Here is a 21,139-nt window from a genome sequence, read left to right on the forward strand (position 1 = left end):
CGGAGGGGCGCTTCCGGGAGGACCTCTACTACCGGCTCAACGTGTTCCCGATCACCATCCCGCCGCTGCGGGAACGGGGCGGGGACATCGTGGCCCTGGCCGACCACTTCGTGGCGCGCTTCTCGGCCGACATGGGCATCGCGGTGCATCGCATCTCCACGCCGGCACTGAACATGCTCACCTGTTACCACTGGCCCGGCAACGTGCGCGAGCTGGAGAATGTCATCGAGCGGGCCATGCTGCTCGCCGAGGACGGGGTGATCCACGGCTACAACCTGCCGCCCTCCCTGCAGTCGCCGGTGGTCGCCGAGGTGTCGGGCGAAGGCAGCCTGGAGATGCGGCTCAACGCCATCGAATACGAAATGATCGTGGAGGCGCTGAAGGTGCACCAGGGCAACATGACCGCGGCAGCCACCCAACTCGGCCTGACCCGCCGCACCCTGGGCCTGCGCATGGAGAAATACAAGCTGGACCACCACGATTTCCGCGGTTCGGCCAAGAGGGAGGCCTGCTGATGAAGACCCGTGGCATCCAGAACGCCATCAACCGCCTGGCCGGCTCCCGCCGCCTGGGCAGCAAGTCCCTGATCGACCAGGCGACGAAAGAAGCCGAGCACGCCCTGCAGCAGGCCCGGGCCTGGCTAGACCGGCGCGCCGAGCGGCCCGACGGCGAGATCGACGAGCGCAAGGAAGAGCTCATCGCCGCCATCGAGGCCCTGGCCGAGGCCCTGTCCCAGCACTACGCGATCCTGGCCCGGGACTGGGAAGCGGCGCAGGCGAAGGACGCCTAGCGCCCGTCACAGGGCATGGACAGCCGCCCCCGTAGAAGCGGCCTTGGCCGCGATTCGGCCTATGGAAAAATGAACGCCGCATCGCGGCCAAGGCCGCTCCTACAAGGAAAGCGCGTTCGCTTCACATCGGCGTGATGCCGTACTCCTGGTAGATCACGTCCTGGGCCTGCTTGAACTCCATCATCGTGAACTCGAAGCCTTCACTGGCGACGAAGGCCCATACGGCTTCATCCCCGTCGTAGGCGTTGACGGCCTGGCGGAATTCCTCGTCGCTGCGCATGCGCTTGATGTAGGCCACGGCGGATTCGACGCTCATCGCTGCATTCTCCTCGTTCGACACGCAAACTCGCGTACTCCGCCGTAGCGAAACATGTGCCACGCCGGCCCATGCCCGCCCGGGCGGCGACTTATCCCGAAAGACGTAACGATTCGGAACGGAAACCGTTCGTCCGCGTACGCCCGCGAACATCCGGCCGGCGCAGGAACGCTTCTTTTCCGCACCCGGGCGTACCAAATCCGATTTCCGTACATCGCCGAACGCCCCGCGCCCGTGGCACGCGGATTGCCCTTGCCGAATGTCGCCGTCCCATCCACGAACGCAAGGAAATCCGCCATGTTCAAGACCCGCCATGTCCTCGCCTGGCTGCTCGCCGCCCTGCTCTCCGCCAGCGTGCACGCCAAGGAACTCAAGATCGTCGTCGCCACCAACTTCCTCGGCACGCTGCAGACCCTGGCCGCCGAGTTCGAGAAGAACACCGGCCACACCGTGACCCTGAGCGGCGTCTCCGCCGGTCCGGCCTATGCCCAGTTGGCCAACGGCGCGCCCTACGACGTGTGGTTCTCCGCCGACGTGAAGAACCCCGAGACCCTGGACCTGAAGGACGGCCTGGCGCTGCCCGGTTCGCGCTTCAGCTACGCCCAGGGCGTGCTGGTGCTGTGGTCGGCCACGCCCGGCCGGGTGGACGCCCAGGGCGAAGTGCTGAAGAAGGACGACTGGCACCACATCGCCGTCTCCAACCCGGACATCGCCCCCTACGGCACCGCCGGCCACCAGGTCATGGGCGCGCTGGGCGTGCGCGACAAGCTGATCGAACAGAAGCGCATCGTCCAGCCCAACAGCGTGGGCCAGGTGCACAGCCAGACCGCCTCCGGCGCCGCGGACCTGGGCTTCGTCGCGCTGGCGCAGGTGCTTCAGCCGGACGGCAGCATTCCCGGCTCCCACTGGTTTCCGCCCGCGGCGCTGTATTCGCCCATCGTGCAGCAGGCGCTGATCGTCAAGAGCACGAAGGAGCCCGAGCTGGCCCGGGAATTCCTCGCCTGGGTGCGCAGCCCGCGGGGTGCGGAAATCATCAAGGCCGCCGGCTACACCATCCCCGAGTGACCCGCAGCACCGAGGCGACACCGTTCGCCCTGAGCCTGTCGAAGGGCGTTGGAGCCAATCGGGCTTCGACAGGCTCAGCCCGAACGGTCTCTGGCGCCCGGTCCCTATCACCCAGCGAGGCACCGCCATGTTCGGACTCACCGCAGCCGACCTCACCGCCTACTGGATCACGCTGAAGCTCGCCACCGTGGGCACGGTAGTCCTGGTGGTGCTCGCCACGCCGCTGGCCTGGTGGCTGGCGCGCACCAAGTGGAAGGGCAGGATCGTCGTCGAAACCCTGGTGGCGCTGCCGCTGGTGATGCCGCCCACGGTGATGGGCTTCTACCTGCTGGTGCTGTTCGGCCCCCACGGCTGGGTGGGCGGGCTGCTCGAATCCCTGGGCTACCGCCACCTGGCCTTCACCTTCACCGGCATCGTCATCGGCTCCATGTTCTTTTCCCTGCCCTTCGTGGTGCATCCGCTGCAGAACGCCTTCGCCTCCACCGGCATCCGCGTCTCGGAAGTGGCCAACACCCTGCGCGCCTCGCCCTGGGACCGCTTCGTCAGCGTCATCCTGCCCCTTTCGCGGCGGGGCTTCCTTTCCGCCTTCGTGCTCTCCTTCGCCCATACCTTCGGCGAGTTCGGCATGATCCTGATGATCGGCGGCAGCATCCCCGGCGCCACCAAGGTAGCCTCCATCGCCATCTACGACCACGTGGAGACGATGAACTACGGCGCCGCCCATTCGCTCTCCCTGCTGCTGGTGGCCTCCTCCTTCATCCTGCTGATGCTGATCTTCGCCCTCAACCGGCGCTACAAGGTCGCGGGCATGGCATGAGCCTGAAACTCGATTTCACCGTGGACCGGGGCAGCTTCATCCTGCAGGCCGCGCTGGAGCTGCCGGCCCGCGGCGTCACCGCGCTCTTCGGCCGCTCCGGCTCGGGCAAGACCACGCTGCTGCGCTGCATCGCCGGGCTGAAGCGCCAGCGCGGCGGCTACCTCGCGTTCAGGGGCGAGACCTGGCAGCAGGGCAAGGATTTCGTCCCCACCTGGAAGCGCCCGCTGGGCTACGTGTTCCAGGAGGCCAGCCTGTTCCCCCACCTCAGCGTGCGGGGCAACCTGGAATACGGCTACCGCCGCGTGGCGGAGGAAAAGCGGCACTTCCACTGCGAGGAGATCGTCGCCCTGCTGGGCCTGGAAACCCTGCTGGGGCGCTGCCCGGACCAGCTCTCCGGCGGCCAGCGCCAGCGCGTGGCCCTGGGCCGGGCGCTGCTCACCAGCCCGGAACTGCTGCTGATGGACGAGCCCTTGGCTTCCCTGGACGCGGCCAGCAAGGAGGAAATCCTGCCCTTCCTGGAGCGCCTGCGGGACGAACTGCAGATTCCCATCATCTACGTCAGCCACGCCATCGACGAGGTGATCCGCCTGGCCGACCACGTGGTGCTGATCGACAACGGCAAGGTGATCGCCCAGGGCGGACTGCAGGCCATGCTGACCGGCCGCGAACTGCCCTTCGTCAGGACCGAGAGCGCCTCCACTGCGCTGGAGGCGCGCCTGCGCACGGCGGACGCGGGCGACGAACTCTCCGAACTGGAGGTGGAGGGCCAGCCCCTGCTGATCGCCCGCCACCCCGGCAACCCCGGCCAGGCCGTGCGGGTGCGCATCCTGGCGCGGGACGTGGGCCTGGCCCTGCAGCCGCCCGCGGACACCAGCATCCTCAACTGCCTCGCCGTGACCGTGCTCGACACCCAGCCCGGCCTCGTCCCCAGCCAGTTGCTGGTCCGCCTCGCCCTGGGCGGGCAGGTGCTGCTGTCGCGCATCTCCTGCCGTTCGGCGCGGCTGCTGGGCCTGCATGCCGGCCAGAATCTGTACGCCCTGGTGAAGACCGTGGCCCTCGGCTGAATCCCTCCCTCTCCATGGAAACCACGATGAGATCCCTGCTGCTGGCGGTACTGCTCACGCTCGCCGCCCTGCCCTCCCAGGCCCGCCCCTTCACCGACATGGCGGGCCGCCAGATCGACATCCCGGCGCATCCGCACAGGATCTTCCCCGCCGTAACCTCCGTCACCGTCACCCTGGCCGCGCTGGCTCCGGACCTGCTCGTCGGCCTGGCCTTCGACCTGCCCGAAGGCGCGGCCGGATTCCTGCCGCCGGAACTGGCCCGCCTGCCCGTGGTCCGCGTGCTGGAAAGCCTGGACGGCGAGCGCATCCTCGCCACGGCGCCGGACCTGGTGGTGGGCTGGCACGGCATCACCCAGGCGCGCGCCGAAACCGTCATGGCGCGCATCGGCAAACCCCTGCTGCTGGTGGAGGGCGAAGTCCTGGCCCGGCACCCGGCCACCTTCCGCCTGCTGGGCGCGGCGCTGGGCCGCGGCGAGCGGGCCGAAGCGCTGGCCCGCTACCTGGAAGACAGCCAGGCCCGCCTCGCCGCCGCCCTGGCCGGCCTGCCGGACGAGGCCCGGCCGCGCGTCTACTACGCGGAAAGCCCGGACGGCCTGACCACCCAGTGCAGCGCCTCCACCCGCCTGGAAGTCATCCGCCTGGCCGGCGGCCGGCCGGCCCTGGAATGCCCTGGCGGCGGCCTCTCCCACAGCCAGCAGGTGGACATGGAAACCCTGCTGGCCCTGGACCCGGACGTGATCCTCGCCCGCGACCGGCGCACCGCCGAACAACTGGCCGCCCGGCCGCTGTGGCAGAAGCTGCGCGCCGTGCGCGAAGGCCGGCTGTACGCCAGCCCTACGCTGCCCTTCAACTGGTTCGACCGTCCGCCCTCCTTCATGCGCGCCCTGGGCGCCCAGTGGCTCGCCCGCCTGCTCCACCCCACACGTTTCCACACCCCCATCCACGTGGAGGCGCGCCGCTTCAACGAACTGTTCTTCGGCGTCACGCCGCCGGAAGACGCCCTGCACAGGATGCTGGCGCCGTGATCCCCGCGGAGGCCGAGGAACCGGTCTTTCCCGAGGACGAAGGCGGCCCCGCGCGGCGGCTGGACTTCTACGGCCTGTCCATCCCGCCCCTGGTGCGCGAGCTGCGCCGCCAGCTCGCGGCCCACTTCCACACCCGCGGCATGGCCCCGGCCTGGTACGTGCCCCGCCAGTTGAACCCCGCGCCCTACCACCATTTCCGCGACGCCCGGCACGCGGACGAACTGCCCGGCCTGATCGCCGACGCCGGGCCGCGCTACTTCGCCCGCCGGGATTTCCTCGACCGCTGGCGGGGCACGTTCGCGCCGCTGCCACCCCTCCCCCTGCGCCCCGAGTTCGGCGAGGCCGGGCTGGCCGATCCGGAGGGCCTGGTCCACGTCCACGCCTGTGCCTGCTGGCTGATCCTGGCGGACCTGGAAATGCTCGGCACCCGCCCGCTGCCACGCCACTGGTCCGATCTGCTCCACCCCCGCTACGAGCGCGACATCGTCCTCAACGGCGACGAGCACGGCCCCAACCCGCTGATCCTCGCCAACCTGGCGCGGGACTGCACGCCCGCCGCGCTGGAAGCCTTGGGGCGCAACACCGTGGCCATCCAGGGCGGCGCCGAGATGGCCCGCGCCGCCGGCAGCCGCAGCCCGCGGCGGGCCGCCCTCTACGTGCTGCCCCGTTTCTGGGCGGAGAACAACATCCACCGGGACACCACCCGCATCGTCTGGCCCGAGGAAGGCGCCTACGCCACGCCCCTGCTGCTGCTCGGCAAGCGCGACGCCGGCCCCTCCGCCGCGGCCGTCTTCGACTTTCTCCACGGCCCGCAATGGAATGGGCAACTGGAAAACATCCACTGCATACCGGCCGACGGCAGGCGCGCCACCCGGCCCGTGCCCGGCCGCCTGCGCTGGCTCGGCTGGCAGGCCGCGCGGGACCCCGCGCTGGACGACACGATCCGCGCCGCCAGCGCCCATTTCCATCGAGGATACAGCCGATGAAACTCATCACCCTGGCCGGACCGCCCTCCTCCGGCAAGACCTCCGTGGCCCTCAAGGTGCTGCGCCAGTTGCAGGACGAAGGCGTCAAGGCCGGCGTGGTCAAGTTCGACTGCCTCGCCAGCCAGGACGGCAAGCGCTACCGGGCGGCCGGCTTTCCGGCGCTCACCGGGCTGGCCGGCAACACCTGCCCCGACCACTTCTTCGTCAACAACATCGAGGACTGCGCCGCCTGGGGCCGCGAGCAGGGACTCGACCTGCTGGTCAGCGAATCGGCCGGGCTGTGCAACCGCTGCGCGCCCCACGTGCGTAGCCTGTACGCCTGCTGCGTGCTGGACAACCTGGCCGGCGTGGACACGCCGCGCAAGATCGGCCCCATGCTCAAGACCGCCGACCTGGTGGTCATCACCAAGGGCGACATCGTTAGCCAGGCCGAGCGCGAGGTCTTCGCCCACCGGGTGCGGCAGGTCAATGGCAAGGCGCGCATCCTGTTCGCCAACGGCATCACCGGCCAGGGCACCTGGGAGGTCGCCCGCCTGTGGAACGAGGCGCCGCAGGACCAGGAGCTGACCGGCGGCCGCCTGCGCTTTTCCCTGCCCTCGGCGGTGTGCTCCTACTGCTTCGGCCAGACCCGCATCGGCCGCGACTACCAGCGCGGCGTGATCCGCCGCATGGACATGGAGGCCGCCGAACGTGCCTGAGCCCCGCACTGCCACCCTGCCGGACGATCCGGCGAGCATCGAATTCTTCCGCGTGAACGGCCTGCCCGACCCCACCCCCGGCATGGACCTGGCCGCCTACTGGGACAGCCTGCCCTGGCAGCAGCGCGACCTGGGCGGCTGGACCGCCGACAGCCTGGCCGAAGGGCTGGCCGCCTTCGTCGCCGCGCGCCACATCGCCGCCCGCCAGCCGGCCGCGCTGCGTTCGCTCGACATCCTGCCCGGCCGGGCCAAGGACGGCAGCCCCGAGGCCCACACCCTGCATCTGGTGCCCGGCGAGGTGGTGTGCATCGTCGGCCCCACCGGCTCGGGCAAGAGCCGCCTGCTGGCCGACATCGAATGCCTGGCCCAGGGCGACACGCCCTCCCGCCGCCGGGTGCTGGTGGACGGCTCGGCGCCCGACCCGCAATGGCGCTTTTCCGGCGAGGCCCGCCTGGTGGCCCAGATCACCCAGAACATGAACTTCGTCATGGACCTGGCGGTGGCCGACTTCCTCCACCTGCACGCGGAGAGCCGCGCCCTGGAGGACGCCGACGAGGCCGTGCGCCGCGTGCTGGACGCGGCCGTGGCCATGGCGGGTGAACCCTTCGGCGCGGACACGCCGCTGACCCAGCTCTCCGGCGGCCAGTCCCGCGCCCTGATGATCGCCGACGCGGCCCTGCTCAGCCCCAAGCCCGTGGTGCTCATCGACGAGATCGAGAACGCCGGCGTGGACCGCGGCCGCGCCCTGAACCTGTTCGTGGAGAAGGGCAAGATCGTGCTGCTCTCCACCCACGACCCGCTGCTGGCCCTGTCCGGCCACCGCCGCCTGGTGATCCGCAACGGCGCGGTGGCCCGGGTGATCGAGGCCAGCCCCGCGGAGCGGGAATGCGCGCAGCGCCTGGCCCGCTTCGACCGCAGCCTGGCTGGCCTGCGCGAGGCCCTGCGCCGCGGCGAGCCCCTGGATGAAGCCTGGAGCCGCCTGCGGTTCTGAAGGCGGAAGCTTGTAGGAGCGGGCTTGCCCACGATGCGGCGTCATTCACGCAAAGAACCGCCGCATCGCGGGCAAGCCCGCTCCACAGGACAATACGGTTCAGTCAAGCAAACCGCCTCGAACTCCTGCCCCCTCTCCCCTCGCGGGAGAGGGCCGGGGAGAGGGGGCGCCCCGCAGGGGGCGTAAAGCAGTTCATGGCAGCCTGGCTGGCCCAGCCCCCTCTCCCCAACCCCTCTCCCGCGAGGGGAGAGGGGCTTTGCCGGGCTTGGCTGAACCGTATTGGCGCCCCCGGGCCGACGGCGAACGGATTGGTACGAATGTGGCGTTTGCCGTGACGCGACCGAACAGTGGCGTTACCGGCGTACCCCGCCAAGCTCGACATCCATGTACCGAATTCCCCTTTCTTACCCCCACGTACGCGCCAGACCGGTGGCATGGCCTTTGCCAAACGGGATAGCGATGCAGGACCCGTTCCAAATGCGCCAGCGCAAGCGCTGGCGCAGCGGTTCCGTCAGCCGTTGCCGTCCCTACACCACAACTAAAGGTCCAGTGCCCGCCATGAAACCCCGCACGCTCCGCCCCCTGCCAAGTCTGCGCCCCCTGTCGCTCGCCTGTGCCGGCCTGCTGCAGGCCGGCGCCGTCCTCGCCGCCGAACCGGTGCTCGCTCCCCTGGTGGTCCAGGAATCCCCCGACGCCCTGCCCTATTCCAGCCTGCCGCCGTCCGAGCGCACCGCCCTACCCGTCAGTGTCCAGGCGGAACAGACCTTCACCCGGGAAGACATCGAAGCCCTGCGGCCCCGGGACGTCTTCGACCTGATGGAAACCACCCTGGGCATGAGCATCACCCGCCAGGGCTCGCGCATCAACAACTTCTCCAGCAACCGGGGCGGCAACGTCAGCTTCCTCATCGACGGGGTGTACCTCACCGGCACCCAGGCCCAGCGGGTGGTGGGGGACATTCCGGTGGGCATCATCGAATCCATCCAGTTCATCCGCGATGCCTCGGTGCTCAGCATCCTGCCGGTGATGGGCTTCGGCTCCCGGGTCGGCACCCAGAACCAGGGCGTGGTGGTCATCAACACCCTCCGCAAGGCCGGCACGGAAGACAGCGCCCAGGTGAAGGCCAGCTACGGCACCCACGACACCTGGAAGGCCAGCGGCGGTTTCAAGCAGTCCTGGGCGGACGGCCGCCTGCAACTCGGGGGCGGCTACCAGCATTCCGAGAGCAACGGCAAGAACAACTGGAACAACGCCTACGACTCCGATACCTACATGCTCAACGGCGGCTGGAAGGACGACGCCTTCATGGCCATGGCCTCGGTCTTCGTGAACCAGGGTGCCCGGGAAATCCAGCGCTATATCGGGGTCTCCAGCGATCCCACGTCCGGCCTGAAGAAGGGGCAGCTCGGGGCCGAACTGTGGGAGTACGACCCTCGCGACATGGAGGTCTTCACCCTCAACCTGGCCCGCTACTGGAACGAGCGCCACACCACCGCCCTCACCTGGGGCCGCAGCAAGGCGGACGGCACGGCCTGGTACTACACCACCACCGCGGACCCCGCGACGATTCCCGGCCGCCGTTTCAAGGACGAGTCCACCGACCTGCACCTGTCCCACACCATCACGGGCGAACGGAACACCTTCAAGGCGGGCGCCCAGCGCGTCGAATACACCCAGGTCACGGAATGGCTCGCCACCGCCGAGCCCAAGCCCCGGGAAGAGGAAATCTACGGCCTCTACCTGACGGACGAGTTCCGCATCACACCGGCCTGGTCCATCGACGGCAGCATCCGGATGGACAAGAAGCACGTCAGCAAGGGCGGCGACAAGTACGGCTCCGACGGCAGCACCATGAAGCTCTCGGACGACACCTGGACCGACAAGGCCTGGCTGGCCGCCCTGGGCACGGCCTGGCAGGTGAACCCGGTCTGGCGCCTCAGCGGCCGCTATGCCTGGAGCAAGACGCCCACGCCGGACACCATCACCACCGTCGACGACAAGAGCCTGCCGGACGAGAAGCTTCACCGCTGGGAACTGGGCGTGGACGCGCGGCTCTACCCAGCCCTGAACGTCTCCTTCACGCCCTTCTACTACCTCATCGAGGACGCCAAGGTGGCGGATGCCAGCGCGCCCGCCATCCCGGTCTTCAACCCGGACACGGGCCTCTACGAGAACCTGAGCGTCTACACCACGGCCGACAAGGTGACCCGCAAGGGCTTCGAACTCGCCCTGAAGGGCCGCTTCGCCAACGACATGCTGGGCTACGAGCTGGGCTGGAGCCGCTTCAAGGACGATTCCGTCGAGCTCGGCACCAACAACGTGGAGACGCCCGAGAACCGCTACACCGCCCGCCTGAACGCGGCTTACGGTGCCTGGAGCGGCACCCTCAGCGTGCTCCGGGTGGAGGAGTACTGCCACTTCTACAAGACCGGCGCCACCGGCAGCGCACCGGACGGTACCTGCCTGCCCGTGCCCGCCTTCACCACGGTCAACCTCAACGTGAGCCGCAAATTCGGCCACGGCGTCACCGTCTCCCTCTATGGCCAGAACATCACCGACGAGCACTACTTCACCCGCCACAAGACGGGCGCCGGCGGCCCGGCCTGGTCCCAGTCCAACGGCGCCATCGCCGACGTGGGCGCCACCTGGGGCATCGAAGTGGGGATGGAATTCTGATGGCTGCGCCGACCCTCGCCAACCGGCGTCCGTGGGGGCGCCAAGTCCTGGCCCTGGGCCTGGGCGCCCTGCTGGCGGCCTCCGCCCACGCCGAACGCCCCATCACCGACATGGCCGGCCGCCAGATCACGCTGCCCGACCGCGTGGAACGCGTCTATGCGGTGGGCCACTGCATCCCCATCGTGGGCGCGGTGGCCCCGGACAAGCTCGCCAACAACTACGGCTGGGCCGCCGGCAAGGGTCCGGCCCGGCGCTTCGTCTCGCCGCTGTTCTACGAGGGCAAGGTCGTGCCCGCCACGGGCAACCGGCTGTCCGACGAGGAAGTGCTGAAGATGAGGCCCGACGTGGTGGTCATGGAGACCCGTCCCAATGCCGCCGAAGCCGCGAAGCGCATGGAGGCCCGGCTGGGCGTCCCGGTGGTGCTGATCGACCAGGATCTGCTGCGCATCAAGGACTCCCTCGCCTTCCTCGGCGACGTGCTGGAACGCAAGGAGCACGCCGGCAAGCTGGTGGATTACGTGGTCCGCCACGTGGACCCCATCGCCGAACGGGCGCGCGCCATCCCCGCCGCGCAGCGGGTGCGCGCCTACTACGCGGAAGGGCCGGACGGCCTGTCCACCAACGGCGCCGGCTCCAGCCACACCCAGGTGCTGGACTACGTGGGCGGCATCAACGTGGCCGAGGTGGAGAACGCCGCGGGCGAAGGCATGCACAAGGTCACGCTGGAACAGATCTACCTGTGGCGGCCGGACCTGATCCTGGTGTGGACGCCGGGCGCGGAGCGCCAGACGACGTACCACGCCATCGTGGACGATCCCCTGTGGCGGCGCATCGACGCGGTCGCGGCCGGCAGGGTGGTGCAGATCCCCTGGCTGCCCTACAGCTGGTTCGACCGCCCGCCGGGCAGCAACCGCGTCATCGGCACCCTGTGGCTGGCGCAGCGGCTCTACCCGGAGGTGTTCACCCACGACATGGTGGCGCTGACGCGGGAATACTCGCGCCTCTTCCTCCACCACGAGATCGGCGAGGACGACGCCCGCTACCTGCTCGGCCTCGCCACCCCCGCAGCCCTGCCCGCACAGGAAGGCCGGTGATGGACGCCGGCTCCCGCAGCGCCCCGGCGCCGCACGCGCCGGCGGCGGACGCCACGGACGGGCGCCACGGCATGGCCGCCCTGCCGCTGCGCTTCGTCCTGCTGCTCCTCGCGCTCGGCGTGATCTTCGTCGTCTCCTTCGCGGTCGGGCGCTATCCCGTCGCGCCGGGGACGGCCCTCGCCATCCTCGCCTCCCAGGTGGTCCCGCTCACACCCACCTGGGACGGCAACACCGAAACCGTGGTGCTGGGCATCCGCCTGCCGCGCATCCTCGCCGCGCTGCTGGTGGGCGCCGCCCTGTCGGTCGCGGGCGCGGCCTACCAGGGCCTGTTCCGCAACCCCATGGTGTCGCCCGGCATCCTGGGCGTATCGGCGGGGGCCGGTTTCGGCGCGGCGCTCGCCATCCTGTTCGGCTATGGCATGGTGGGGATCCAGCTCATGGCCTTCGTCTGGGGCCTGGCCGCGGTGGCCACCACCTGGGCCATCGGCGCCGCCATCGCCCGGCGCGGCGATCCGGTGCTGGTGATGGTGCTGGCCGGCATCGTCGTGGGCACGCTGTTCACGGCCTTCGTCTCCCTGGTCAAGTTCGCCGCCGACCCGCTGGACACCCTGCCGGCCATCACCTTCTGGCTGATGGGCAGCCTGGCTTCCATCGACATGCCCGATCTGGCCGCGGCGGCCCTGCCCATCGTGCTCGGCATCGCCGCGCTGATGGCCATGGGCTGGACGCTCAACGTGCTGTGCTTCGGCGACGAGGAAGCCCGCGCCCTGGGGCTGGAGACCGGCCGCGTGCGTTTGCTGGTGATCGTCTGTGCCACCCTGGTCACCGCCGCGGCGGTCGCCATCAGCGGCATCATCGGCCTCGTGGGCCTGGTGGTGCCCCACCTCGCGCGCATGCTGGTGGGCCCCGACCACCGCGTGCTGATCCCGGTGTCGACGGTGATGGGCGGCGGCTTCCTGCTCGCCGTGGACGACTTCGCCCGGTCGCTGTTCGCGGTGGAGATCCCCCTGGGCATCGTCACCGCCATCGTCGGCGCGCCCTTCTTCCTCTACCTGCTCAGGCACAGCCGCCGCGGCTGGAACTGAAGGAACCCGGCATGCTGGAAATCCACCACCTGCACTGCGGCTACGGGCACCGGGCGGTGCTCGCCGACATCGGCTTCACGCTGCGCGAAGGCGAGTTGCTGTGCCTGCTCGGCCCCAACGGCGTGGGCAAGACCACGCTCTTCAAGACCATCCTGGGCCTGATCCCGCGCCAGGGCGGCCAGATCCTCATCGACGGCGAGGACGTGGCCCACTGGCCCCGCCCGCGCCTGGCGCGCTGGATCGGCTACGTGCCGCAGGCCCATACGCCGCCCTTCCCTTTCCGCGTGCGCGACGTGGTCGCCATGGGCCGGATCGCCCACCACGGCCTGTTCGCCTCGCCCGGCGCCCAGGACCGCAGGATCGCCGACGCGGCCCTCGACGCCCTGGGCATCGCCGCGCTGGGTAGCGCCTGCTACACGGAGATCAGCGGCGGCGAGCGCCAGCTCGTGCTCATCGCCCGGGCACTCGCCCAGCAGCCGCACATCCTGGTGATGGACGAGCCCACCTCCAACCTGGACTACGGCAACCAGTTGAAGGTGCTGGCCCACGTCCGCCGCGTCGCGGTGGAACACGAACTCGCCGTGATCCTGACGACCCACCACCCCGACCACGCGCTGATGTACGCCACCCGTGCGCTGGTGCTGGACCGGGACAAGCGCCACGCCATCGGCGAGCCCGAGGCGGTCATCACCGAAAGCTACCTGCGCGACACCTACGGCGTCGCCACCGAGATCCACGCCATCACCCGCCGCGACGGCCGGCGTTCGCACCTGTGCGTGCCGGCCGTGGGATGAGGCGGGTCAGGCCGCGGAAGCGCCCGTGTGGATGAGGGTCCCCACGTGCTCCCCGCGCAGCGCGGCGGTGAGGCGGCCGGGCACGAGGCCGTTCACGACCTGCACGTGGCCGATGTTGCGCGCCGTCGCCATGACTTCCAGCAGCGCCCGGTCGAAGGGCAGCGTGCCCTGGAGCTTCGCGAGGTCGGCGACGCTGGTCTCGCTCAGCAATTGCGCCTGCTCGCCGCCGGGCCCCTTGGGATCGGTGGTGTAGACGCCATCCACGTCCTCCACGATGGTGAGGCCGGCCGCGCCCAGCGCGTCGGCGAGCAGGAAGGCGCCCGTATCGGCCCGGTGGATCGGCAGGCGCGAATTGGGGAACTCGTGGTGGTGATAGGGCGGGAAGGCGCTGCCCACCACGGCGCGGGTCGCGGTGAGGTGGATGGCGAGCTGGCTCGCGATGGTCGGGTGCTCCACGTAGGACACGCCCTCCGGCGCGAGCATCGCGGCGAGGATGTGGCCGTTCTGTCCCGCCTCGCTCGCGGCCAGCGGCGCCAGCGAGCCCACCGGCAGGCCCAGGTCCAGGCCCACGCCGTAGAGGTGGCGGGCGCGGATGCCGGCGCCGGTGAGGATCAGCAGGCGGTGTTCGGGCAGCAGCTTGCGGATCTCGTCCACGATGGGCAGGATGGCCTCGGCGCCCCGGTCCATGATGGAACGCCCGCCGATCTTGACGACCTGCAGCCAGGGCAGGATGCGGATCGGGCGCCGGCCCGCGACCGGGCGGGTGAGATCGCCGTCCAGCAGGGTCTGGCGCGCGAGCGGGGAGGCGACGTGCTTGATGGTGTTGGTGCTCATGGCGGTATCCTCAGCTCGCGGTGATGATGGTGCCGACGTGCTCGCCTGCGAGCGCGCGGGTCAGGTTGCCGGGGACGAGGCCGTTGATGACCTGCACCTCGCGGACGTGCCTTGCCGCCTTGAGCAGGTCGAGCATGGGGAATTCCAGGATGGAGTCGTGCAGCCCCCTGGCCTTCATCTCGTCCACCGAAATCTTCGGGATGAAGGCGGCGTTCCTGTCGGTCTTGGGGTTGGCGGTGTAGAGGCCGTTCTCGTCCTTCACGAAGATCATCGCCTTGCAGCCGAACTGCTCGGCCATGAGGTAACAGCCCGCGTCCGTGCGGTAGGGCGGGATCACGCCCTCGGCGGCCGGGCGCGTCCACAGGTGGTAGGGCGGCATGCCGCTGAAGACCACCGCATTGACTTCCTGCAGGTAGAGCGGCACGGCCGACAGCCCGGCGCCGCTGACCTGCGAAATGCCGTGTTTGGCGAGGAGTTGCCCGAGCATGGCGGCGTTCTGGTCGGCCACCGAGGCGCCCAGCCCGGCGAGCACGCCCGCTGGCAGGCCCAGCCCGGCGGCGATGGAGTACAGATGCCGCGCCCGTGTGCCCGCGCCGGTGCCGATCAGCAACTGGTGCTTTGCGCGCGCGGCGACGATCTCGTCCATCAGCGGATAGACCGCCGCGCGGCCGCGGTCGATGACGCTCTGGCCGCCGATCTTGATCACGGTCGCATCCGGCAGGATGCGGAAATCAGCCGCTGCCTCCGCCGCCGCCTGCAACTGCGGGTCGGTCAGCGAACGCTGCATCAGGAGCTCTTCGAGCTCGGTGGTCGTGTTCGTCATGGGGGAATTCCTTTTTCGTTTTCATTCACCGCGCATTTCCCGGCGGAAGCTCCCTGACGACACCTCGGCGAGGTATCCGGGAAGTCCTTCGGGAAATCGCCCGGCGACGGTCCGACACGTCCTGGGATGGACCTGTCACAGAAAAAAGAATAGATCGTCGCGCTATATAAATTCCAGCCCAGTTGAGCCCCCTGCCCTATATACCTTTAGCCATACATATCGGCGACATCGGGGCAGCCGGGCCTCCGCCTCCCTCAGACGATGCAGGGCGCCGCGGCTTCCCAGCTCTCCTCCGCGCGCGCCGTGCCCTGCCAGTAGATGGAGCGGTAGGGCGGAATCTCCCGCCGGCGGGCGAGGAGCAGGTTGGTGAGCTCGAACACGGTCTGGCGGCTGCCGCGGTAGCCGACCCAGGTGCGGGCGTGGCCGCCCACGTTGTCGTAGAGGGGGAAGCCGGCGCGCAGCAGGGGCAGGTTGAGGCGGGCGGAGAGTTCGGCGCCGTGGGAGTTGGCGACCAGCAGGCTGACGTCCTGGGCGCGGGCGCGGTTCTCCAGGTCTTCCAGATCGCCCACCACCACTTCGTCGGCGGACAGCGCGGTGAGTTGGGTAGTGTTCGCGGAGGCGACCGCCGCGGCGAGGCGCAGCCCCAAGTCGGCGAGGTAGTTCCCCAGGCTCGCCAGCAGGTCGGCGTCGGCGGCGATGGCCACGGGCACGTCGGCCAGGGTGAAGTGGCAATCCACGATGGCGTCCTGCAACTGGGAGCGCTGGCGGGCGATGGCGGGCGGCACGGGGCGGCCGGAGATCCTGCTCAGGGTGTGGACGAAGGCGTCGCAGTCGGTGAGGCCCATCAGGCCGGCGAAGCGGTAGTCCGGCACGCCGGTGCGCTCCCGCAGCAGGTCGGCGGCCTTGTCCAGCGAGCTGCCGATGACCAGCGTGGCGGCGGATTCGCCCACCCGGGCGATGTCCTCCCGGGTGGTGCCGCCGTAGGTCAGCGTGGCGTAGCCCTCTTCGATGAGGTGGCCGTCCACGGAATCGGCCAGGTCCGGCAGCACGATGGCCCGCAGGCCGAAGGCGGCGATCCATTCCTTGATGGCCTCGATGTCGGCCGGGGTGAGCATGGACGAGGCCAGCACCGTGACCTGGTCGGGCCGGCGGCCGGCCACGCGGGACTTGGGCACCAGGTGGTCGATGATGGCGCGCACGGCCAGGGCGAAGCCGGTCTCCAGGCAGCCCAGGGTGTCGGTGGCGCTCACCGGCACCACGGCCATGCCCGCGTGCTCCGGGTGGTCGCGGCGGAACTGCTTGAGGGTGCCGTCGATGTCCACGCCCTGGGTTTCGGCCAGGCCGGTGGTGATGAGGCCAACCACGTCGGGGCGGTTCCTGGCGGCGATGGTCAGCAGCGCCTCGATGACGTTGCCGTCCGAGCCGAGCACCGTGGCCACGTGGTCCATGGCCGTGGTCTGCAGCGCGATGGGCTCGCGGAAGTGGCGCATGAAGAAGAGCTTGTTGAAGGAGGTGCAGCCCCGCGCGCCGTGCTCCAGCGGCATGGTGCGCGCCAGGCCGAGGAAGGCCAGCGAGGCCCCCACCGGCTGGCTGACTTTGAGGGGGTTCACCGTCAGCGGCTTGCCCGAGAGACTCACTTTGGCCATGGCGTGCTCCTTCCGTTTCAGGCCGCGGCCAGCGCGGCGGCGCTGGGGGCGGTGGCGGCCGGGACGTCCCAGGGCGCCGGGCGGCGCACCTGTTCCCAGATGGGGTTGTCGATGGCCGAGGCGATGCGCCGCGCCAGTTCGATCATGCCGTCGTAGCCGGCGTAGCCGATGTCGCGCACGTGGTCGATGTCCAGGAAGGGCACGCGGGACTTGAGCGTGGGGTAGATGTAGCGGTCCCCCGCCAGCAGGATGTCGGCGCGGCACTCGTGGAAGGTGGCGAGCAGCGCGGTCTGGTCGTTGTCGCTGATCATGCGGGCGTCCGGGCCCATCAGGGCGCGGATGCGGGCCTTGTCTTCCTCGGTGGATTTCTCGGTGCCGGTGGCGACCACGGTCATGCCCATCTCCTGCATGGCCGCGACGATGGACCAGGACTTGTAGCCGCCGGTGAAGATCAGTACCCGGCGCCCCTGCAGTTGCGCGCGCAGGGGTTCGAGGGCCGCCACGACGCGGGCCTCCTCGCGGGCGATCACGCGCTCGGTGCGCTCGGCGAGGTCCGGATCGCCGAGCAGGCGGGCGAAGCCGCGCAGGGCCGCGGAGGTGTCCTCCACGCCGTAGAAGCTGCCCTCGAAGAAGGGCGCGCCGTACTGCTCGTGCAACTGGCGCGCCACGTGCAGCATGGCTTTGGAGCACACCACCATGTTGGCCTCGGCCCGGTGCATGGTCTGGATCTCACGGAAGCGGGAGTCGCCCGACAGCGTGCACAGGATGCGCAGGCCCAGTTCGTCGAACAGCGGCGCCACGTTCCAGAACTCGCCGCCCACGTTCCATTCGCCGATCAGGTTGATGTCACGGGTGCGGATGCCGGGGCGCTGGGCCTGGGGCGAGACCGGCTCGGGCTCGCGGGTGCCGATGACGTGGCGGAAGATCACGTCCCCGGCAATGCGGTTGCCCAGGTTCTTGTTGCCGTAGAAGCCGGCGCAATCCACCGGGATCACCGGCACGCCCCAGCGCTTTTCGGCGGCCTTGGCGGTGGCGGCGATGTCGTCCCCGTGCATGGCGGGCACGCAGGTGGCGTACACGAACACGGCGGCCGGGCTGTAGGTGTCGATGGCCTGCTTGATGGAATGGAACAGGCGCTTCTCGCCCCGGCCCATGATCACGTCCACGTCCGACAGGTCGGTGGTCATGCCGCGGCGGTACAGGTTGGGGCCGCTGGAGCGGGTGCCGCGGGCGTCCCAGGAACTGCCGGCACAGCCGATGGGGCCGTGCACGATGTGGGCCACGTCGGCGATGGGCAGCAGCGCGTTGCGCGCGCCGTCGAAGGCGCAGCCGCCCTGGGTGGCGCCGGGCTGCGGGCGGGCGCAGCCGGACTTGCTCTTGTTGTTGTGGGCGCAGGCCGGCTCGTCCAGCAGGGCCTGGATCTCGTTGGGGTTCATGGCGGCTCTCCTTGTGGGCGGGTCCGGCTCAGTCGGCGGCCATGGTGGCCGTGACGGCCGCCACGGGAATGCGGGTGGGCTCCCTTTCCTCCTCGTCGCCGGCTTCCACTTCCACCTGGTATTCCCCGTTGAAGGCATGCACGCCCATGGCCTTGCGCAGCCACAGGGGCGGACGCTTCATCATCGCCTGCAGGCTGCTGATGACCTCGTCCACGTCCCGCTTCTGCTCCATCTTCACCGGGAACACCTTCATGGCGAACACCCGCACCGCGGCGGGGTCGGCGAGCTGCTTGGTGAACAGGATGCCGCAGCCGCGCAGGGACTCGATGCGCGCGGTGAGGGGGTCCTCGCCCGCGGCTTCGTCGGCTTCCATGTCCTCCATCCAGCAGCCCTTGCCGCCGCCGGGGCCCTTCTTCCCGCCGGCGCGGCCCTTGAACTGGGCACAGTCGATGAACTCGGCGGAGTCGGCGCCGACGTCGTAGAACATGATCTGCCGGGCGCTGGACAGGCCGGTGTCCACGCTGGTCAGGCCGTTGCTGGTGATGGCGATCTTGACGTGTCCGGGGCGGGTCATGGCGGGCTCCTTGGTCTCACATGTCGGGTTGGGACTCAGGTCATCGGCAGGCCGACGACCATTTCTTCGCGGGAAAAACGCATTTCGAAGGCCGCCGGCAGGCGCGCGTCCGGCAGGCGGGCGCGCCAGCGCGCCAGGGCGGCGGTGTCGATGGTGAAATCCTTCAGGGCCTCGACCGGCACGATGAACAGCGCATCGTCGAGGGGCAGGTAGAAGTCGATGGGGAAGCGCACCGGGTCCCGGTACAGGCGGCCGACCTCGATGCGCAGGCGGTCCGCGTCCGCGGCGACCTTGGGGTTGTCGCAGTCGAAGCGGAAGTGGCGGTTGAAGAACTCGAAGGGCGGGCGGAACTGGAACAGCACCCGGTCCTCGTCGCCGAACTTGCGCACCTCGGCGACGATGTCCACGTAGTACTGGGCCAGCAGGGCCTCGGTGTAGGCCTCCGGGTAGGGCTGGCGGAAGGAATCCAGGAACACGGCGACCGCGCCGGCCAGCAGGTCGATGCCGGCGGGGGTGATGTTGAGGTCCAGCGCACAGCGCTCGAAGTCGCAGGACAGGCGCAGCAGGCCCTCCCGCGCCTCGCAGCGTCCGCCCCGGTGCAGCGCGGCGATGCGCACGATGCGCAGGATGCGGTAGAGCTCGGCGGCCACCTTGTCGATGACGTTGCGGCGCGGCAGGTCCAGGTAGCGCCGCCAGGTGCTGCGCCCTTCGAACAGGGACGGATCGGCGGCGGCGAAGTGGTCTTCGAGCTGGTGGAAGGCGGCCAGCGCGAGCTGCAGGCGTTCGAGGCCGGGCCGGCCCTCCTCCCCTTGGGCGAAGAAGAGCTTGCGGCGCTTGGTGTACAGCTCCACCTGGCGATAGCCGGGCAGCGGCAGGCGCGTGGCGCAGGCCGTGGCGATGTGTTCCAGCAGGGTCGTCTGCTTGCTCATCGGGGTGTCCGGCAAGGATTCGGAAACCCGCCCGCCGGATCGGCGGGCGGGGCTTGCGGGCAGAGGCCGCGGCTTACCACGTGTTGAGGATCCACTCCTTGTTGCGGGTGTATTCCATGTGGGCAAACATGGCGTTGGCGCAGGCCTCGGCCAGTTCCATGGCGCCCTGGTAGCCCATGGTCGGCTTGCGGTACAGGCCGGCGCGGTCGAAGGTGGGGAAGCCCACGCGCACCATCGGGATGTTGGCGTCGATGGCGACGTAACGGCCCTTGGAATGGCCCATGATGAGGTCGTACTTGGCGCCGTCCTTGATGCGCTTTTCCAGTTCCCACAGGTCCGCGTTGTGGATGATCTCCATGTCGAAATCAGCCGTTTCCTTCAGGGCCTTGATGCGCGCGTCCTTCTTGTACTTGCTGCCCTGGTCGTCGCCGATCAGCAGCAGGGACGGCTCCATCTCCAGCTCCATGCAGAAGGTGGCGAGCCCCAGGACGAGGTCCGGGTGGCCGAAGATGGCGACCTTCTTGTTGGCGAAGAACATGTGGGCCAGGTCCGCCATGGCGTCCAGCGCGATGCCGCGTTCATGCACCAGCGAATCGGGGATGGGCTTGCCGGTGATCTCCGCGAGCTTGCGCAGCATGGCGTCGGTGTTCTGGATGCCGTAGGGGGTATCCACCGCGTGCATGGGCACCTCGAACTCGTCCTTGAGGTACTTGGCGGCCGAGTCGCTCTCGTAGCGGGCCAGGGACAGGGTGCCGATGGCGTTGGCGCTGTCCTGGATGTCCTCCACCGTGGTGCGGCCGTGGGTCTCGATGGTCTTGCCCGGCAGCATGGGCGAGTCGAAGTCCTCCGTGTCCATGAAGATGTGGTGGTCGATGCCCATCTCCTTCAGGTAGCGTTTGAGCAGCACCACGTCGCCCGGGTTCACCCAGCCGGGGAGCACGTTGAGCTTGCCGGTGGGCTCGCCCTTCTTCGTGGCCACGGTCTTGACGATGGACTTCATGCACTCGGCGTAGCCGGAGACGTGGCTGCCCTTGAAGCTGGGGGTGTGCACCGGGGCCAGATAGATCTGCCGGTCCGGGAACTCGGCCTTCAGCGCCTTGTTGCAGATGTTGATGGTGCCTTCGATGTCGTCGCCGATCACTTCCGTGGAGCAGGTGGTGATGATGGGGATGAGGCGCAGGTTCGGGTAGCGCCGCGCCAGCACCATGACGCCTTCCTGGACCCGCTTGGCGCCGCCGAACACCGCCGAATCCTCGTGCAGCGAGGTGGAGGCGACGTCGAAGTTCTCCTTGAAGTGCTGGGCGAACAGCAGGCGCACGAACATCGTGCAGCCCTGGCCGCCGTGCACCAGCGGGATGCAGTCCTTGACGCCGATGCCGGCATATTGCGCGCCGGCCGGCTGGCAGTCGTACATGGGGTTGATGATGCCGCCGCGCTCCCGCGCGGCGAACTTCACTTCGGCCGGTTTCACCTCGGCCACGTTGCATTCGCTCATG

At 69.5% G+C, this 21,139-nt stretch carries 21 protein-coding genes; 13 read left to right on the forward strand and 8 right to left on the reverse strand.

What is annotated here, in order from left to right; translation table 11 throughout:
- Positions 1-515: AAA-type ATPase lid domain-containing protein (locus E6O51_RS21050; RefSeq protein ID WP_330997928.1), on the forward strand; the 515-nt coding region annotated here is incomplete at its 5' end.
- Positions 515-790, forward strand: coding sequence for a hypothetical protein (locus E6O51_RS21055; RefSeq protein WP_136386998.1), 276 nt, complete (start codon positions 515-517; stop codon positions 788-790). The genes E6O51_RS21050 and E6O51_RS21055, both read left to right, overlap by 1 nt.
- A gap of 121 nt (positions 791-911) precedes the next feature.
- Here E6O51_RS21055 and E6O51_RS21060 read toward each other — a convergent pair whose 3' ends face one another.
- Positions 912-1,106 carry a Nif11-like leader peptide family natural product precursor gene (locus tag E6O51_RS21060; RefSeq protein WP_136386999.1) on the reverse strand — a complete coding sequence of 65 codons (195 nt, stop codon included), beginning with the start codon at positions 1,104-1,106 and terminating at the stop codon, positions 912-914.
- Positions 1,107-1,403: 297 nt separating this feature from the next.
- On the opposite strand from E6O51_RS21060, the gene modA reads away from it, so the two are divergent.
- The 11 genes from modA to E6O51_RS21115 all read left to right on the forward strand — a co-directional run bounded on the left by modA (position 1,404) and on the right by E6O51_RS21115 (position 13,401).
- Positions 1,404-2,171 carry a molybdate ABC transporter substrate-binding protein gene (gene modA, locus E6O51_RS21065; protein WP_136387000.1) on the forward strand — a complete coding sequence of 256 codons (768 nt, stop codon included), beginning with the start codon at positions 1,404-1,406 and terminating at the stop codon, positions 2,169-2,171.
- 127 nt (positions 2,172-2,298) lie between these two features.
- Entirely contained in the window at positions 2,299-2,988 is a 690-nt protein-coding gene (gene modB, locus E6O51_RS21070) for a molybdate ABC transporter permease subunit (protein ID WP_136387001.1), read from the forward strand.
- Positions 2,985-4,052: a molybdenum ABC transporter ATP-binding protein gene (gene modC, locus E6O51_RS21075; protein WP_136387002.1), complete on the forward strand. Its 1,068-nt coding sequence runs from the start codon at positions 2,985-2,987 to the stop codon at positions 4,050-4,052. The genes modB and modC overlap by 4 nt, the downstream gene beginning before the upstream one ends.
- Before the next feature lie 26 nt (positions 4,053-4,078).
- Entirely contained in the window at positions 4,079-5,077 is a 999-nt protein-coding gene (locus E6O51_RS21080; RefSeq protein WP_211091484.1) for an ABC transporter substrate-binding protein, read from the forward strand.
- Positions 5,074-6,063, forward strand: coding sequence for an ABC transporter substrate-binding protein (locus tag E6O51_RS21085; protein WP_136387004.1), 990 nt, complete (start codon positions 5,074-5,076; stop codon positions 6,061-6,063). Before E6O51_RS21080 ends, E6O51_RS21085 begins: the two co-directional genes overlap by 4 nt.
- Positions 6,060-6,761 carry a GTP-binding protein gene (locus tag E6O51_RS21090; protein WP_136387005.1) on the forward strand — a complete coding sequence of 234 codons (702 nt, stop codon included), beginning with the start codon at positions 6,060-6,062 and terminating at the stop codon, positions 6,759-6,761. The genes E6O51_RS21085 and E6O51_RS21090 overlap by 4 nt, the downstream gene beginning before the upstream one ends.
- Entirely contained in the window at positions 6,754-7,752 is a 999-nt protein-coding gene (locus tag E6O51_RS21095) for an ATP-binding cassette domain-containing protein (RefSeq protein WP_211091485.1), read from the forward strand. Before E6O51_RS21090 ends, E6O51_RS21095 begins: the two co-directional genes overlap by 8 nt.
- Before the next feature lie 558 nt (positions 7,753-8,310).
- Complete coding sequence (locus E6O51_RS21100) at positions 8,311-10,428, forward strand: TonB-dependent receptor (protein WP_168735359.1); 2,118 nt, start codon at positions 8,311-8,313, stop codon at positions 10,426-10,428.
- Complete coding sequence (locus tag E6O51_RS21105) at positions 10,428-11,522, forward strand: ABC transporter substrate-binding protein (RefSeq protein WP_136387007.1); 1,095 nt, start codon at positions 10,428-10,430, stop codon at positions 11,520-11,522. Before E6O51_RS21100 ends, E6O51_RS21105 begins: the two co-directional genes overlap by 1 nt.
- Entirely contained in the window at positions 11,522-12,607 is a 1,086-nt protein-coding gene (locus E6O51_RS21110; protein ID WP_230976872.1) for a FecCD family ABC transporter permease, read from the forward strand. Before E6O51_RS21105 ends, E6O51_RS21110 begins: the two co-directional genes overlap by 1 nt.
- Positions 12,608-12,618: 11 nt before the next feature.
- Positions 12,619-13,401 carry an ABC transporter ATP-binding protein gene (locus E6O51_RS21115; protein ID WP_136387008.1) on the forward strand — a complete coding sequence of 261 codons (783 nt, stop codon included), beginning with the start codon at positions 12,619-12,621 and terminating at the stop codon, positions 13,399-13,401.
- 6 nt (positions 13,402-13,407) lie between these two features.
- Here the strand turns inward: E6O51_RS21115 and E6O51_RS21120 are convergent, their stop codons facing one another.
- The 7 genes from E6O51_RS21120 to vnfK form a co-directional block, all read right to left on the reverse strand.
- Positions 13,408-14,235, reverse strand: a complete 828-nt coding sequence (locus tag E6O51_RS21120; RefSeq protein WP_136387009.1) for an amino acid kinase family protein — start codon at positions 14,233-14,235, stop codon at positions 13,408-13,410.
- A gap of 10 nt (positions 14,236-14,245) precedes the next feature.
- Positions 14,246-15,058, reverse strand: a complete 813-nt coding sequence (locus E6O51_RS21125; RefSeq protein ID WP_136387010.1) for an amino acid kinase family protein — start codon at positions 15,056-15,058, stop codon at positions 14,246-14,248.
- Between the two features lie 254 nt (positions 15,059-15,312).
- Positions 15,313-16,704: a nitrogenase iron-molybdenum cofactor biosynthesis protein NifN gene (gene nifN, locus E6O51_RS21130; protein WP_136387011.1), complete on the reverse strand. Its 1,392-nt coding sequence runs from the start codon at positions 16,702-16,704 to the stop codon at positions 15,313-15,315.
- A 17-nt stretch (positions 16,705-16,721) separates the two neighbouring features.
- The gene (nifE, locus tag E6O51_RS21135) at positions 16,722-18,140 is read right to left on the reverse strand and encodes a nitrogenase iron-molybdenum cofactor biosynthesis protein NifE (RefSeq protein WP_136387012.1); all 1,419 of its coding nucleotides are present in this window, start codon (positions 18,138-18,140) and stop codon (positions 16,722-16,724) included.
- A 28-nt stretch (positions 18,141-18,168) separates the two neighbouring features.
- On the reverse strand, positions 18,169-18,714 hold the full coding sequence (locus tag E6O51_RS21140) for a NifB/NifX family molybdenum-iron cluster-binding protein (RefSeq protein ID WP_211091486.1): 546 nt from the start codon (positions 18,712-18,714) through the stop codon (positions 18,169-18,171).
- 35 nt (positions 18,715-18,749) lie between these two features.
- Entirely contained in the window at positions 18,750-19,643 is an 894-nt protein-coding gene (locus E6O51_RS21145) for a hypothetical protein (protein ID WP_136387013.1), read from the reverse strand.
- Positions 19,644-19,716: 73 nt separating this feature from the next.
- Positions 19,717-21,138 carry a V-containing nitrogenase subunit beta gene (vnfK, locus tag E6O51_RS21150; RefSeq protein WP_136387014.1) on the reverse strand — a complete coding sequence of 474 codons (1,422 nt, stop codon included), beginning with the start codon at positions 21,136-21,138 and terminating at the stop codon, positions 19,717-19,719.
- Between the last annotated feature and the right edge of the window lies 1 nt (position 21,139).

Origin of the sequence: Pseudothauera rhizosphaerae (assembly GCF_004801305.1) — a bacterium.
Classification (GTDB): Bacteria; Pseudomonadota; Gammaproteobacteria; order Burkholderiales; family Rhodocyclaceae; genus Pseudothauera; species Pseudothauera rhizosphaerae.

Excerpts from the sequence above, each read along its gene's own strand:
- E6O51_RS21140 (WP_211091486.1), bottom strand. The coding sequence starts at position 18,714 with ATGACCCGCCCCGGACACGTCAAGATCGCCATCACCAGCAACGGCCTG.
- E6O51_RS21115 (WP_136387008.1), top strand. The coding sequence starts at position 12,619 with ATGCTGGAAATCCACCACCTGCACTGCGGCTACGGGCACCGGGCGGTG.
- E6O51_RS21060 (WP_136386999.1), bottom strand. The coding sequence starts at position 1,106 with ATGAGCGTCGAATCCGCCGTGGCCTACATCAAGCGCATGCGCAGCGAC.
- E6O51_RS21100 (WP_168735359.1), top strand. The coding sequence starts at position 8,311 with ATGAAACCCCGCACGCTCCGCCCCCTGCCAAGTCTGCGCCCCCTGTCG.
- modB (WP_136387001.1), top strand. The coding sequence starts at position 2,299 with ATGTTCGGACTCACCGCAGCCGACCTCACCGCCTACTGGATCACGCTG.
- E6O51_RS21110 (WP_230976872.1), top strand. The coding sequence starts at position 11,522 with ATGGACGCCGGCTCCCGCAGCGCCCCGGCGCCGCACGCGCCGGCGGCG.
- vnfK (WP_136387014.1), bottom strand. The coding sequence starts at position 21,138 with ATGAGCGAATGCAACGTGGCCGAGGTGAAACCGGCCGAAGTGAAGTTC.
- E6O51_RS21145 (WP_136387013.1), bottom strand. The coding sequence starts at position 19,643 with ATGAGCAAGCAGACGACCCTGCTGGAACACATCGCCACGGCCTGCGCC.
- modA (WP_136387000.1), top strand. The coding sequence starts at position 1,404 with ATGTTCAAGACCCGCCATGTCCTCGCCTGGCTGCTCGCCGCCCTGCTC.
- E6O51_RS21105 (WP_136387007.1), top strand. The coding sequence starts at position 10,428 with ATGGCTGCGCCGACCCTCGCCAACCGGCGTCCGTGGGGGCGCCAAGTC.
- E6O51_RS21125 (WP_136387010.1), bottom strand. The coding sequence starts at position 15,058 with ATGACGAACACGACCACCGAGCTCGAAGAGCTCCTGATGCAGCGTTCG.
- E6O51_RS21080 (WP_211091484.1), top strand. The coding sequence starts at position 4,079 with ATGAGATCCCTGCTGCTGGCGGTACTGCTCACGCTCGCCGCCCTGCCC.
- nifN (WP_136387011.1), bottom strand. The coding sequence starts at position 16,704 with ATGGCCAAAGTGAGTCTCTCGGGCAAGCCGCTGACGGTGAACCCCCTC.
- E6O51_RS21120 (WP_136387009.1), bottom strand. The coding sequence starts at position 14,235 with ATGAGCACCAACACCATCAAGCACGTCGCCTCCCCGCTCGCGCGCCAG.
- E6O51_RS21055 (WP_136386998.1), top strand. The coding sequence starts at position 515 with ATGAAGACCCGTGGCATCCAGAACGCCATCAACCGCCTGGCCGGCTCC.
- modC (WP_136387002.1), top strand. The coding sequence starts at position 2,985 with ATGAGCCTGAAACTCGATTTCACCGTGGACCGGGGCAGCTTCATCCTG.
- E6O51_RS21090 (WP_136387005.1), top strand. The coding sequence starts at position 6,060 with ATGAAACTCATCACCCTGGCCGGACCGCCCTCCTCCGGCAAGACCTCC.
- nifE (WP_136387012.1), bottom strand. The coding sequence starts at position 18,140 with ATGAACCCCAACGAGATCCAGGCCCTGCTGGACGAGCCGGCCTGCGCC.